This is a genomic window from Klenkia brasiliensis (assembly GCF_900100695.1).
Classification (GTDB): domain Bacteria; phylum Actinomycetota; class Actinomycetes; order Mycobacteriales; family Geodermatophilaceae; genus Klenkia; species Klenkia brasiliensis.
Window position 1 is genome coordinate 851,433 of record NZ_FNCF01000002.1, and the last position, 13,334, is coordinate 864,766.

The following is a 13,334-nucleotide window of genomic DNA, read 5'->3' on the forward strand; positions in this document are numbered from 1 at the left end:
ACGGTGGTGCCGGTCAACGGTGTTCGCGTCCGCGTCCGCGCAGGCCCTAGGTTCGCTGCATGAGCCCCGACGCCGTGCGCCGAGAGCCAGCCGTGACCTCCGCGGGCCGCTTCAACGCCGGGTTCGAGGACGTGCCCGACGAGTACGACGAGCTGCGCGCGCACGGGCACATGGCGGGCCGCCGGTTCGAGCACTTCTCCCGGGTGGTCGCCGCCAGCGCCGGCGACGTCCTGGAGCTCGGGTGCGGCACGGGGACCCTGCTGCGGGCCCTCGCCGCCGCCCACCCGGACCGCCGCTTCCACGGGGTGGAGCCGCTGGGCAACTACGTGGACTTCGCCACCCGCCGGGCGGCCGAACGCGGCCTGGGCAACGTCCGGTTCAGCCAGGGCACCGGCGAGGACCTCGACGCCGTGGCCGACGCGGGGGAGGCGGGCCTGGTCATCACGGTGGACACCCTCCACCACGTCTTCGACGGCCCGCGGGTCGTCCGCCAGGTGCACCGTGCCGCACGGCGCGACGGGCGGTGGGTGGCGATGGAGCCCAACCGGGTGCACCCCTACGTCTGGGCGTACCACGTCCTCACCGACGGGGAGCGCACCTTCCCCTCGCGCCGGTTCCTGCGGCACGCCGCCGCCGCGGGGTGGCAGCTGCAGGGGCGCTCCTGCATGTACCTGTTCCCCAGCGGCGTCGCCACGGTGCCCGGGTGGGCCGAGCGCCTGGAGCGACGCTTCGAGGGGTTCCGGCCGACCGCGGGTGCCGTCGTGCTCGACCTGCTGCGCCGCTAGCGGTCCCAGAGGTCGGTGATGGTGAGGCCCAGGCGGCCGAGCTGGACCCGCAGCAGCGGCAGGGACAGCCCGACGACGGCGGTGGGGTCACCCTCGATGCGGCGGACGAACGGTGCGCCGAGGCCGTCCAGGGTGAAGGCGCCGGCCACCTGCAGCGGCTCGCCGGTGCCGACGTAGGCCTCGACCTCGGCGTCGGTGGGGCTGGCGAAGTGCACGGTCGTGGAGGACACCGCGACGTCGCGGCGCGTGATGGCGCCCTCGTGCACGTCGAGCAGGGCCTGGCCGGTGTGCAGCACTCCGCTGCGCCCGGACATCCGCCGCCAGCGCAGCCGGGCGTCGTCGGCGTCGGTGGGCTTGCCCAGCGGCTGACCGCGGAACTCCAGCACCGAGTCGGCGCCGATGACCAGCGCGTCGGTCTCCTGCTTCGCGACGGCCTGCGCCTTCGCGGTCGCCAGCAGCGCGACCAGCTCGGACACCCGCGGCGACCGGATCGCGGTCTCGTCGACCCCGGACACCACGACCTCGGGGGAGAGGCCGGCCTGCCGCAGGAGCTGCAGCCGGGCGGGTGACGCCGAGCCGAGCACCAGTCGGCGGCTCACGCGGTCCGTCCCGAGGCACGCCAGCCACCGGGGCCCGGCTGCAGCGGCCGGCGGTGCCCGTCGGCGTGGGACGCCCAGGCACCCACCGGCACCGGACGGCGGCGCCGCGGACCCGACCGGGACAGCGCGGCTACGACCGCGGTGAGCGCGGCCAGCTCCTCGTCCGACGGCGACCCGGACACCACCCGCAGCAGCGGGCTGCTCTCCCCGGTCACAGCGGGATGTTGCCGTGCTTCTTGGCCGGCAGGGTCTGCCGCTTGTTGGCCAGCACCCGCAGGGCCTTGGTGACCTGCACCCGGGTGTGGGAGGGCAGGATCACCGCGTCCACGTAGCCGCGGTCGGCGGCGATGTAGGGGTTGGCGAGGGTGTCCTCGTACTCGGTGACCAGCTCCGCGCGGCGCGCGTCGGGGTCCTCGGCCTGCGCGAGCTCGCGGCGGTAGAGGATGCCGACGGCGCCCTGCGCGCCGACGACGGCGATCTGCGCGGTGGGCCAGGCCAGGTTGACGTCGGCGCCCAGGTGCTTGGAGCCCATGACGTCGTAGGCGCCGCCGTAGGCCTTGCGGGTGATGACGGTGACCTTGGGCACGGTGGCCTCGGCGTAGGCGTAGATGAGCTTGGCGCCGCGGCGGATGATGCCCTCCCACTCCTGGGACGTGCCGGGCAGGAAGCCGGGGACGTCGACGAAGGTGAGCACCGGGATGTTGAAGGCGTCGCAGGTGCGCACGAACCGCGCGGCCTTCTCGCTGGCGTCGATGTCCAGGGTGCCGGCGAACTGGGTGGGCTGGTTGGCCACCACGCCGACGGGGCGGCCCTCGACGCGGCCGTAGCCGATGAGGATGTTGGGCGCGAACAGCTCCTGCACCTCGAGGAACTCGCCGTCGTCGAGCACGTGCTCGATGACGGTGTGCATGTCGTAGGGGCTGTTGGCCGAGTCGGGGACGAAGGTGTCCAGCTCCCGGTCGGCGTCGGTCACGCCCTCGACGGACACGTCGACCGGTGCGACCTCCAGCACCGGCAGCGGGTCGAGGTTGTTGGCCGGCAGGTAGGACAGCAGCGTCTTGACGTAGTCGATGGCGTCGGCCTCGTCGGGGGCCAGGTAGTGCGCGACGCCGGACTTGGTGTTGTGCGTGCGCGCCCCGCCCAGCTCCTCGAGCGTGACGTCCTCGCCGGTGACGGTCTTCACCACGTCGGGCCCGGTGATGAACATCTGGCTGGTCCCGTCCACCATCACGACGAAGTCGGTCAGGGCGGGGGAGTAGACGTGGCCGCCGGCGTTGGCGCCCATGATCAGCGAGATCTGCGGGACGACGCCGGAGGCGTGCACGTTGCGGCGGAAGATCTCCCCGTACAGGCCCAGGGAGACCACGCCCTCCTGGATGCGTGCGCCGCCGCCCTCGTTGATGCCGACCACGGGGCAGCCGTTGGTGATCGCGAAGTCCAGCACCTTGACGATCTTCTCGCCGTACACCTCGCCGAGGCTGCCGCCGAAGCTGGTCACGTCCTGGCTGAACACCGCGACCGGCCGGCCGTCGACCGTGCCGTAGCCGGTGACCACGCCGTCGCCGAAGGGACGCTTGGCCTCCAGCCCGAAGTTGGTGGACCGGTGCCGGGCGAACTCGTCGAACTCGGTGAAGGAGCCCTCGTCCAGCAGGGCGTCGACGCGCTCGCGGGCGGTCATCTTCCCGGCCGCGTGCTGCTTCTCCACCGCCTTCTCCGACCCCGCGTGCAGCGCCTCCTCCTGGCGGCGGGCGAAGTCCGCGAGCTTGCCGGCGGTGGTGTGGACGTCGATGTCGTCGGGGACCTGCTCGCCGGCGTCCTGCAGTTCAGCCGCGCTCACTCGGGGACCTCCAAGGCCGTCAGCCTCCGCTCTGGCCGGCCCGCTCCGCTGCGGGGACCGGCTGCACCGGCCGTAGCGTAGGGGACATGGCGGACATCGGCTCGGGGCGCTACCAGGACCTGGACCGCCCCGGCCTGGACGCCGTGGCGCTGCTCACAGCCCTGCGGCGCGGCGGGGGCCTCTGGCGGTCGGTGGAGGTGGTCGAGGAGGTCGGCTCCACCAACGCCGTCCTCGCCGCGCGCGCCGCCGACGGCGAGGCGGAGGGGCTCGTGCTGGTCGCCGAGCACCAGGTCGCCGGCCGCGGCCGGCTCGACCGCACCTGGACCTCGCCCCCGCGCGCCGGGATGACGGTCTCGGTGCTGCTGCGCCCCGACGTCCCGCTGGCCCGGCGCGGGTGGCTGTCGATGCTCACCGGCGTCGCGCTGGCCGAGTCGCTGTCGGGCACCGTGCGCACCTCGCTCAAGTGGCCCAACGACCTGCTGGCCCCCGACGGCCGCAAGCTGGCCGGCATCCTGGCCGAGGTCGCCGACGGGGCCGTCGTCGTCGGCGTCGGGCTCAACGTCTCCACGACCGCGGACGAGCTGCCCGCCACGGGGACGTCGCTGACGCTGGTCGCCGACCGGCCGGTCGACCGCGCCCCGGTCCTGCTCGCCTACCTGCGGGCCTTCGAGGAGCGCTACCGCCGGTGGGTCGAGCACGCCGGCGACCCGGTCTCCTCCGGCCTGGCGACGGACTACCTGGCCTGGTGCTCCACGGTGGGCGCCGACGTGACGGTGACCCTGCCCGACGGCTCCACCCTGGACGGCGTGGCCGAGGCGGTGGACTGGGACGGCCGGCTCGTCGTCCGCACCGCCGGGGGCCGGTACGAGCTGGCCGCCGGCGACGTCCGCCACGTGCGCCCCACGCGTTCACCCCTGTGACGAAACGCCGTCCGCCTCGACCGTGGTCGCGGGGGCGAACGGTAGCGTCGGGCGACCACCGAGGGCAGGACCCGGCGACAGCCGGGCAGGAGATCTGGAGCTGGACACGTGACCTCCGCGAGCGAGACCCCGACGCTGCTGCGAGGTGAGATCCGCTCGCTGACCGGGCTCCGGATCGTGGCCGCCATGTGGGTGGTCTGCTTCCACTTCATGTTCACCCCGGGTGACGCCTACACCCGGTTCTGGGAGCCGCTGCGGCCGCTGGTGCAGACCGGCGCCCTGGGCGTGGACCTGTTCTACGTGCTCAGCGGCTTCGTCATCACGCTCACCTACCTGGACAAGCTGGGCCCGCGGCCGGGCGTGCGGGCCAGCGTCGCCTTCTGGTGGGCCCGCATCTGCCGCATCTGGCCGGTCTACGCCCTGGTCACCACCGCCTTCGGGGTGTGGCTGCTCTACAAGCGCACCCAGGTCACCGACGGCTTCCTCGCCTACCAGCTCGAGCAGCCGCACCTGACCTTCTGGGCCTACCTCGAGCAGCTGGCGATGGTCCAGCTGTGGCACCGCCCGTTCTTCGACGGGTCCTCCTTCGTCGGCCCCGCGTGGTCGATCAGCGCCGAGTGGGCCGCCTACGTGGCCTTCCCGCTGCTGGTGCTGGTGCTGTTCCGGCTGCGGAACGCACCCGCGGTGGTGCACGGCCTGCTCGCCGTGGCGTGCATGGTCCCCTTCGCGGTCGTGTGCTGGACCACCGGCGACCCCTACTACCCGTGGAGCTGGCTGGCCCGCATCGGCCTGGGCTTCCTGTCCGGTGCCTTCACCTGCATGGCGGTGCGCCGGGTGCGCCTGACCGCCGGGGTCGACCGCTGGGCCTCCGTCGTCGCCGTGGTCGCGGTGGTGGAGATCCTCGTCGGCCTGTGGTGGGGGTTCTGGCGCGGCCAGGGCGGGGCCGAGTACGGCGGCGTCGTCGTCGTCTTCTTCCCGGTGCTGGTGGGGGCGCTGGCGCTCTCCCGCCGAGGTCTGAGCCGGGCCCTGTCGACGGGGCCGATGGTGCACGGCGGGCGCATCTCCTACAGCCTGTACCTGCTGCACGTGCCGGTGTTCGAGATCTTCTGGACCAACATGGGGTGGAACCCCCGCATCGCCCCCGGCAGCGCCCTGGGCACCCTGGCCATCCCGCACGTGCTGCTGCTGACCGTGCTGCTGGCCCACCTGGTCTACCGCTACGTCGAGGAGCCCTCGCGGGTGTGGCTGCGCGGTCGTGGCCCCGGCCGCTGGGTGCGCGCCGAGCGGGTGCCCCGGCGGGTCGTGGAGGAGGGCACCGCCGGCCCGCCCACCACCCCGGCCCGGGTGCCGGAGGCACCCGCCGCGGTCACGGCGCCGCCGGAGGACACCGCCGCCGGGGACGTCGGCCGCTCCGCGGCGCGGCAGGGCAGCTGACCGCTGCGTCCGTGACGGGCGCACAGCGGTGGTCCATCCTGGTGCGGTGGCCTACCCCGACAAGCTGCTCGCCGACGACGAAGAGGTCGTGCGGCACCTGCACCCGCACTGGCTGACCGTCTTCTGGCCGGTCGTGGGGTTCCTGGTGCTGGTCGGCGCGGGCTCGTTCGGGGCGGCGCTGATCCCGGCGGGGTCGAACCAGGGCGTGTACCGGCTGCTGATCACCGTGCTGGTGCTGGTGCTGGCGGTCGTGTTCGTCGCGGTCCCGCTGCTGCGCTGGCGGACGACGCACTACGTGATCACCACGCACCGGGTGCTGCACCGGGTGGGCATCCTGTCGCGCACCGGCCGGGACATCGGCCTGTCCCGGATCACCGACGTCTCCTACCGGCAGTCCCTGTGGGACCGGGTCATCAACTCCGGGACCGTGACGATCGAGACGGCGGGCGAGAGCGGGGCCACCGTCTGGCCGGCCATCCCGGACTCCGACGCGGTGCAGCAGCTGCTCAACCACGTCGTCGAGGAGGACGCCGACCGGCGGGCGCAGGAGAGCGCCGGCTACCTCGGCCAGTACTACCGCGGGGACACCGGGCCCGTCCCGCCGCACCGCTGACCGGCCCCTCCCACCCCACCGGCCCCGTCCCTGCCGGTTCTGTCGGTGGGTGGGCCTAGCGTCGTGGGCATGCGATTGCTGCACACCTCCGACTGGCACGTGGGCCGGTCCCTGCACGGGACCGACCTGCTCGCCGAGCAGGAGGCGGTGCTGTCCGGGCTGGCCGACGTGGTGCGCGCCGAGCGGGTCGACGTCGTGCTGGTGGCCGGCGACGTCTACGACCGCGCCGTGCCCTCGGCCGACGCCACGGGGGTGCTCGACCGCGTCCTGTCCCGCCTGCGGGCGGCCGGCGCCGCGGTCGTGCTCACCCCCGGCAACCACGACTCCGCCCGCCGGCTCGGCTTCGCCTCCGGCCTGCTGGCCGTCTCCGGGGTGCACGTCCGTGCCACGACGGCGTCGCTGGACGAGCCGGTGCTGCTCGCCGACGCGCACGGCGAGGTCGCGGTCTACGGGCTGCCCTTCCTGGAGCCCGAGGTGGCCCGGCACGAGCTCGGCGGGGAGCTGGCCCGGTCCCACCAGGCGGTGCTGTCGGCGGCGATGGAGAAGGTCCGGGCCGACCTGTACTTCCGGCCCGGTGCCCGGTCGGTGGTCCTGGCGCACGCCTTCGTCGGCGGCGGGCTGCCCAGCGAGAGCGAGCGCGACATCGCCGTCGGCGGGGTGGACCTGGTCAGCCCGTCGGTGTTCGACGGCGTCGACTACGTGGCCCTGGGCCACCTGCACCGCCCCCAGACGCTGAGCCCCCGGCTGCGCTACAGCGGGTCGCCGCTGGCGTACTCCTTCGGCGAGGCCGGGCAGCGCAAGCAGGTCTGGCTGGTCGACCTCGACGCGGGTGGTCTGGCCGATGTCCGCGCCGTACCGCTGCCGACCCCCCGCCGGCTCAGCGTCCTCACCGGCGAGCTCCCGCAGCTGCTCGCCGACCCGGCGCACGACGCGCTCGTCGACGACTTCGTCTCGGCCCGGCTCACCGACCCGGTCCGCCCGACCGACGCGATGCGCCGCCTGCGGGCCCGGTTCCCGCACTGCGTGCACCTGGAGTGGTCGGGGGCCGCACCCACCGACGGCACCCGCACGTACACCGAGCGGCTGCGCGGCCGCGACGACCTCGAGGTGGCCACCGGGTTCGTGCAGCACGTCCGCGGGGGCACCGCGGCCACCGCGGCCGAGCGCGAGCTGCTCGCCCGTGCGCTGGCGGCGGCCGACCGCGAGGAGGCCGCCCGGTGAGGGTGCACACGCTGTCCATCAGCGCCTTCGGCCCGTTCGCCGGCACCGTGGCGGTCGACCTCGACGAGGTGGGGCGCGATGGCCTGTTCCTGCTGTGGGGGCCCACCGGGGCCGGCAAGACCACCCTGCTCGACGCGGTGGTCTTCGCCCTCTACGGCACGGTGCCCGGCCCCCGCGGGCAGGAGAAGCGGCTGCGCAGCGACCACGCCGCGCCCGACGTCCGCACCGAGGTCCGCTGCGAGGTCACCCTCGGCGGCGAGCGGCTGCGCATCACCCGCCGGCCCGAGCAGGTGCGGCCCAAGAAGCGCGGCACCGGCACCACCACCGAGCAGGCCCTGCTGCACGTGCAGCGGCTCACCGACGGCGGCTGGGAGCCGGTCAGCACCCGCATCGACGAGGGCTCCGAGCACCTGCGCACCCGGCTGGGCCTGTCCGCCGAGCAGTTCTGCCAGGTCGTGCTGCTCCCGCAGGGCGACTTCGCCCGCTTCCTGCGCGCCGAGCCCGAGGACCGCAGCCGCCTGCTGCGCACCCTCTTCGACGTCGACCGCTTCGCCCGGGCCGAGGACTGGCTGGCCGAGGAGCGCCGCACCGCCGAGCGCCGGCTCGACGCCGCGCGCTCCGCGCTGGGCGCCCTGCTCGCGCGTGCCGCGCAGGTGGTCGGCGAGGACCTGCCCGAGGACCTCGCCGTCGACCCCGGCGACGTCCCGGTGGCGCGCTGGTCACGCGCCGTGGCGGAGACGGCCCGCCGCCGGGCGGAGGCCGCGCAGGAGGCCGCCGACCTGGCCGCCGAGCAGCTGGCCAGTGCCGCCGCCGCGCTGGCCGCGGGGCGGTCGCTGGCCGAGCGGCACGAGCGGCACGACCGGGCCGCGCGCGAGCTCGAGCGCCTCGCCGCCGAGGAGCGCGGCACGGCCGACCTGCGGCGACGGGTCGACGCCGGTGGCCGCGCCGAGCCGGTGCGCGACGCCCTGGAGGCCGCCGGCCGCGCCGCGGTGGTCGCCGAGCGGGCCGCCGGTGCCCTCGCGGCGGCCGGCGCCGCCTGGTCGGCCGTCGCCGGGGGGCGGCCCGCCGACACCGGCACCGCGCGCGCCCTGCGGGCCGGGGCCGCGGTGGCCACCCGGCTCCGCGACGAGGAGGACCGCGCGGCCGCGCTGCGGGACCGGGCGGCGGACCTGCGCCGGCGGGTCGGGGCCGCGCAGGCCCGGGTCGCTGCCGCGACGGCCGCCGCCGAGCAGCACCCCGCCCGGCTGGCGGAGCTGGAGGGCCGGGTGGCGCGGGCCGCCGACGCGGCGGCGCGGCTGCCCGGGGCGGTCACCGAGCAGGACCGGCTGGCCGGGCAGGTCGCCGCGGCCGAGGCGGCGGTCGCCCTGGCGGCGCAGCTGACCGAGGTCGGGCTCCGGGTCCTGGACCGGCGCGAGGTGGTCGTGGCCGCGCGGGAGCGGGCCGTGGACCTCCGTGCCGCCCGCCTGGACGGGATGGCGGCGGAGTTGGCGGCCGGCCTGCTCGACGGTGCCGGGTGCCCGGTCTGCGGGTCGGCAGAGCACCCCGACCCGGCCGTCCCCGCCGGCCGGGTGGTGACCGTCGAGGCCGAGGAGGCCGCGCGGGCCGACCTGGAGCGCGCCGAGGCCGGCCTGGCCGACGTCCTCGCCGAGCAGGCCGACCTCGCCGCACGGCTCGCCGCGGCGCAGGCCCGGGCGGGCGACGACGCGCCCGAGGACCTCCGGCGCCGCCGCGCCGCCGCCCGCGACGCGCACGACTGCACCGCCCGCGAGGCCGCCGACGAGGCCGGCGCCCGGGCGGAGCTCACGGCGCTGCAGGTGCAGGCCGCGACGGTGGCCGAGGAGCTGACCCGGGCGCACGCCGCGGTGTCCGGTGCCCGGGCCGAGCTCGAGGCCGTCGAGCAGGCCGGGCAGGAGCTGGCGGCCAGGCTCGCCGAGGCGGCCGGCGAGGACGCCGACCTCGCCACCCGGGCGCGGCGGCTGGTCCAGGAGGCCGAGCGGTGCGAGGCCTGCCTGGACGCCCAGGACGCCGACCTGCGCGCCCGCGCTGAGCTGGCCGTGGCGACCGAGCGGGCCGCCGCCCGTGCGGTGGAGGCCGGGTTCGCCGACGTCGGCGAGGCCGCGGCGGCGCTGCTGGACCGGGGCGAACTGGCCCGCGCGGCCGCGCAGGTCCAGCAGCACGACCGGGCCCTGGCGGTGGCCCGGGCAGCGCTGGCCGCCCCCGACCTCACCGACCTGGGCGAGCGCCCCGACGTCCCGGCGCTCGAGGCGGCGGCCCGGGCCGCCGCCTCGACCCGGGAGGCGGCGGTCGCCACCGCCACCGGCGCCGACCGGTGCGTCCACGAGCTCGACGTCCTGGCCGGTGAGCTCACCGCGGCCCGCGTGGAGCTGGACGAGCGACGCGCCGCGGCCGAGCACGTCGGGTCCCTGGCCGACCTGGTCAACGGGCGCGGCGGCAACACGCTGCGCATGCGGCTGCAGTCCTTCGTCCTCGCGGCCCGGCTCGAGCAGGTCGCCGAGGTCGCCAGCGCCCGCCTGCAGGACATGTCCGGTGGGCGGTACACGTTCCGGCACACCGACGCCGCGGGCCGCCACGGTGCCCGCGGTGGGCTGGGCCTGGACGTCCTCGACGAGCACACCGGTCAGCAGCGGCCCACCAAGACCCTCTCGGGCGGGGAGAGCTTCATGGCCTCCCTGGCGCTGGCGCTCGGGCTGGCCGACGTCGTGACCGCCGAGTCCGGGGGCGTGCAGATCGACACCCTGTTCGTCGACGAGGGCTTCGGGTCGCTGGACGCGCTCGCCCTCGACGCGGTCATGGGGGTCCTGGACGACCTGCGCCGGGGCGGCCGCACGGTGGGCGTCGTCAGCCACGTCGAGGAGCTGCGCACCCGGATCCCGAGCCGCATCGAGATCCGCACCGGCCGCGACGGCTCACGCCTGGCCGGCTGACCGCACCGGCCGACCGCCCCGACGGGCCGGGGCGGCCCGGCGGGCGTGCGACGTCGTCCGACGCCGTGCGACGCCGTCCGGGGGCCGGGTCGGGAGGCGCTAGTGGCGCGACCCGTGGTCGGCGGACGCGTGCGAGCCGACGGCGTACGCGGACCCCGCGGGCACCGGCCTGGTCGAGGGCCCCGGGACGGGCTCCGGGCGGCCGCGGTGCGACCCGTGCGGCCGGTCGTGCCGCTCCGGCGGACCCGGACGCGACCCGGTCGCCGCCGGGAACGCGCCGGTGACGGCGTCCTCCACCGCCGCGTCCGGGTGCCCGCCCGGGGGGACGGCCGGCTCGGGCACGGCGTCCTCCAGCGGCGGGGGCGTGGGCTCGGGAGCTGCGTGCCCGGCCCGTCCGGCCCCGGTCCGCTCGTCGCGGGTGGCGGCGACGGTGGTCATCATGTTCAGCGTCGCCTGGCGCAGGCGGTTGCCGAAGGGCCGCTCGACGGCGTAGTGCAGCACCAGCGCCGCCACCATCGTCGCGGCGAACGCGGCCCCGACGGCGGCCCAGGGCGAGACGTCGCCGCGGACGAGGTGGATGACGTACCAGCCCAGGTTCTCGTGGACCAGGTAGACCGGGTAGGTCAGCGCGCCCAGGAACCCGAGCCAGCGTGCGTCGGTGCTGGCCAGCGGCGTGAGCACCACGAGCGCCACCAACCCGAAGCAGGCCGTGGTCACCAGCGCGACCGACACGGTGGAGGGCGTCCATCCCGTCTCGGCGGTGAGCACGCCGGGGTACACCGCGAGCGACCAGTTCAGCGCGATGGCGACCTGCATGCCGACCAGCAGCCAGGTCCCCAGGTCGTGCCCGTCCCGGTAGATCAGGTAGATCAGCATCCCGCCGGCGAAGAACGGGGCGTAGTCGGGCATGAGGATCGTGGTGAGCACGCCCGAGCCCGAGGCGGCCGCGATCGACCCGATGACCGGCCAGAGCGCGCAGAAGGCGAGCACCCGGCGCCGGGTGATCCCGACCAGCATGAGCAGCACGATCAGGGCGTAGAAGCGGGCCTCGTACCAGAGGGTCCAGTACGGACCGTCCACGTCGGGCACCCCGAAGGCGCCCTGGACCATGGTGAAGTTCAGCAGCGCGCCGGCCGGGGTGATCTCGTGCCCGAGGTAGGCGGGGTTCTCCGGCCACACGAAGAGGACCAGCACGATGCTGAACGCCACGGCCGGCCAGTAGGCGGGGAACAGCCGGCCGATGCGCGAGGCCACGAAGTGCGGCACGTCCTTGCCCCAGGAGCTCATCAGCAGCACGAAGCCGCTGATGACGAAGAACAGCGGCACCCCCAGGCGGCCGAGGGAGGTCCACACGCCGACCGGTGCCAGGTCCGCGGGCACCGGGCCGTCCCAGCCCGGGCTGTTGCGCGCGGTGAAGTGGAACCCGACGACGCTGATGGCCGCGAGGAAGCGCAGCCCGTCGAGCGCGCCGAGGCGGCGGACGCGCGTGGTGCGGGCGGGCGTGGAGTCGGGCACGCGTGGAGCTCCTCGGATCACGGGAGCACGGTGCGCCGACGTCCCGGCGCCGCTCCACCGGACGGCGTCCCCGACCGTACCGATCCCGCGCCCGCCCGTGAGCGACCCGCCGGGGACCCCGGGGGCGTCCCGGACCCTTCCGTCACATCGACCCCAGCCACCCCTCCGGTTCCGGTCAGGTGAGGACGTCGGCCAGGGCGCCGGCCAGGTGGACGGCCAGCGAGGCGTGCCCGCGGTCGTCGGGGTGCAGCCCGTCGGCGCTGGACGCGTTGACGTCCCAGCCCTCCTGCAGCGGGCTGATGTAGGGCACGCCGACCGTGCCGGCGGCGGCCTGCAGCGCCCGGTCGACCGACGCCACGGAGGCGCCCGGGAAGACGGTGACCGCCGGGGGGCCGAGCAGGACCACCTGCGCCCCGGGGAACCGGGCGGCCGCCTCCCGCAGGAAGGTGACGGCGGCGGTGCGCTCGGCGTCGGGCGACGGCGAGAGCCGGGCGTCGTTGAGCCCCACCTGGACCACCAGCAGCGGGACCGGGTCGGTCGTGGGCGGCTCCGCGGAGAGCCGGTCCAGGAAGGTGGTGCCGGTCCCCCCGGTCGCGATGAAGCCCGTCCCGCCCACCCCGTCGGCGGTGACCGGCACGCCCAGCAGGTCCGCCAGCACCGGCACGTAGGCGGTGTCGGGGGAGGAGGCCCCGATGCCCTCGGTGTAGGAGTCCCCGAAGACCAGCGGGTCACCGGGGCGGGCGTCCAGCCAGGCGCGGAGCCGGTCCACCGCCGACGGGCCGGCCCCCTCGGCGGTGGTGGTCCACGGCCGGGCGGTGGCCCACCGCGCCCCGCTGCCCTGCAGGGCGACCACGGCCACCACGGCCACCGCCGCGAGGGCCAGGAGGAGGGCGAGGGCGACCCGTGCGCCCCGGCGGACCGTGCGGCGCCGACCAGGGGCCGCCCCCGTGGTCACGACCGGGGCAGCGCGGCGCCCGCGGCGCCGACGGGGGCCGAGGGCGGGAACACCCAGCGCTTGTAGCAGGCGTAGCGGACGACGGTCCCGAGCGCGATGGAGCCCACGTTCACCACCTGCAGCACCCAGGGGTCCTCGTGGCCCAGCGGGTAGCGCGCGAGGGCGACCAGCGCGAGGCCCAGCAGGAGGGTCACCCCGTTGATGACGGCGAACAGCGTGTACTCCCGCCGGGCGCCGGTGCGGGCGCGGTGGCTGAAGGACCAGTGGCGGTGGGCGAGGTAGGCGACGGTCATCGACACCACCGTGCTCACCAGCTTGGCCGACACCGCACCCCAGCCGGCGTGCGCGTAGAGCAGCTGGAACAGGCCGATGTCGATGACGAAGCAGACGCCGCCGACGACCCCGAAGGCGCCCAGCTCCTTGACCAGCACCTGCCAGGTCGCCCCGGTCCGGCGCAGCAACGAGTCCAGGACGGCCACGGTCGCGCACTGTACGGACGAAGCCTGTGCC

The 13,334-nt window shown here is 75.9% G+C and carries 12 protein-coding genes; 6 read left to right on the forward strand and 6 right to left on the reverse strand.

Going from position 1 to position 13,334, the window contains the following annotated elements; translation table 11 throughout:
- Window positions 1-59: 59 nt before the first annotated feature.
- On the forward strand, window positions 60-785 hold the full coding sequence (locus BLT39_RS08525; RefSeq protein ID WP_091061600.1) for a class I SAM-dependent methyltransferase: 726 nt from the start codon (window positions 60-62) through the stop codon (window positions 783-785).
- On the opposite strand, the gene BLT39_RS08530 is transcribed toward BLT39_RS08525, so the two are convergent.
- Genes BLT39_RS08530 through BLT39_RS08540 form a run of 3 tightly spaced genes read right to left on the reverse strand, consistent with a single transcriptional unit; the run spans window position 782 to window position 3,221 of the window.
- Entirely contained in the window at window positions 782-1,384 is a 603-nt protein-coding gene (locus BLT39_RS08530) for a Maf family protein (RefSeq protein WP_091061602.1), read from the reverse strand. The genes BLT39_RS08525 and BLT39_RS08530 overlap by 4 nt on opposite strands.
- On the reverse strand, window positions 1,381-1,599 hold the full coding sequence (locus tag BLT39_RS08535) for an acyl-CoA carboxylase subunit epsilon (protein WP_091061604.1): 219 nt from the start codon (window positions 1,597-1,599) through the stop codon (window positions 1,381-1,383). The genes BLT39_RS08530 and BLT39_RS08535 overlap by 4 nt, the downstream gene beginning before the upstream one ends.
- Window positions 1,596-3,221 (reverse strand): acyl-CoA carboxylase subunit beta, encoded by a 1,626-nt coding sequence (locus BLT39_RS08540; RefSeq protein ID WP_091061606.1) that lies wholly within the window; start codon window positions 3,219-3,221, stop codon window positions 1,596-1,598. Before BLT39_RS08540 ends, BLT39_RS08535 begins: the two co-directional genes overlap by 4 nt.
- 86 nt (window positions 3,222-3,307) lie before the next feature.
- Between BLT39_RS08540 and BLT39_RS08545 the strand changes: the two genes are divergently transcribed.
- The 5 genes from BLT39_RS08545 to BLT39_RS08565 all read left to right on the forward strand — a co-directional run bounded on the left by BLT39_RS08545 (window position 3,308) and on the right by BLT39_RS08565 (window position 10,354).
- Window positions 3,308-4,141, forward strand: a complete 834-nt coding sequence (locus tag BLT39_RS08545) for a biotin--[acetyl-CoA-carboxylase] ligase (protein WP_091061608.1) — start codon at window positions 3,308-3,310, stop codon at window positions 4,139-4,141.
- A 108-nt stretch (window positions 4,142-4,249) separates the two neighbouring features.
- Window positions 4,250-5,575 (forward strand): acyltransferase family protein, encoded by a 1,326-nt coding sequence (locus BLT39_RS08550; RefSeq protein WP_091061610.1) that lies wholly within the window; start codon window positions 4,250-4,252, stop codon window positions 5,573-5,575.
- Between the two features lie 46 nt (window positions 5,576-5,621).
- The gene (locus BLT39_RS08555) at window positions 5,622-6,188 is read left to right on the forward strand and encodes a PH domain-containing protein (RefSeq protein WP_091061611.1); all 567 of its coding nucleotides are present in this window, start codon (window positions 5,622-5,624) and stop codon (window positions 6,186-6,188) included.
- Between the two features lie 69 nt (window positions 6,189-6,257).
- A complete protein-coding gene (locus tag BLT39_RS08560) occupies window positions 6,258-7,409 on the forward strand; it encodes an exonuclease SbcCD subunit D (RefSeq protein WP_091061614.1) in 1,152 nt (383 codons plus the stop codon).
- Complete coding sequence (locus BLT39_RS08565) at window positions 7,406-10,354, forward strand: AAA family ATPase (protein WP_091061616.1); 2,949 nt, start codon at window positions 7,406-7,408, stop codon at window positions 10,352-10,354. The genes BLT39_RS08560 and BLT39_RS08565 overlap by 4 nt, the downstream gene beginning before the upstream one ends.
- 99 nt (window positions 10,355-10,453) lie before the next feature.
- Here the strand turns inward: BLT39_RS08565 and BLT39_RS08570 are convergent, their stop codons facing one another.
- The 3 genes from BLT39_RS08570 to BLT39_RS08580 form a co-directional block, all read right to left on the reverse strand.
- Entirely contained in the window at window positions 10,454-11,869 is a 1,416-nt protein-coding gene (locus BLT39_RS08570) for an acyltransferase family protein (protein ID WP_165640198.1), read from the reverse strand.
- 175 nt (window positions 11,870-12,044) lie between these two features.
- Window positions 12,045-12,824 carry an SGNH/GDSL hydrolase family protein gene (locus BLT39_RS08575; protein WP_091061618.1) on the reverse strand — a complete coding sequence of 260 codons (780 nt, stop codon included), beginning with the start codon at window positions 12,822-12,824 and terminating at the stop codon, window positions 12,045-12,047.
- Complete coding sequence (locus tag BLT39_RS08580; RefSeq protein ID WP_091061620.1) at window positions 12,821-13,303, reverse strand: GtrA family protein; 483 nt, start codon at window positions 13,301-13,303, stop codon at window positions 12,821-12,823. Before BLT39_RS08580 ends, BLT39_RS08575 begins: the two co-directional genes overlap by 4 nt.
- Window positions 13,304-13,334: the final 31 nt, after the last annotated feature.

What these genes read in the sequence shown, in the direction of transcription:
- BLT39_RS08560 (WP_091061614.1), top strand. Translation starts at nt 6,258, where the DNA reads ATGCGATTGCTGCACACCTCCGACTGGCACGTGGGCCGGTCCCTGCAC.
- BLT39_RS08545 (WP_091061608.1), top strand. Translation starts at nt 3,308, where the DNA reads ATGGCGGACATCGGCTCGGGGCGCTACCAGGACCTGGACCGCCCCGGC.
- BLT39_RS08525 (WP_091061600.1), top strand. Translation starts at nt 60, where the DNA reads ATGAGCCCCGACGCCGTGCGCCGAGAGCCAGCCGTGACCTCCGCGGGC.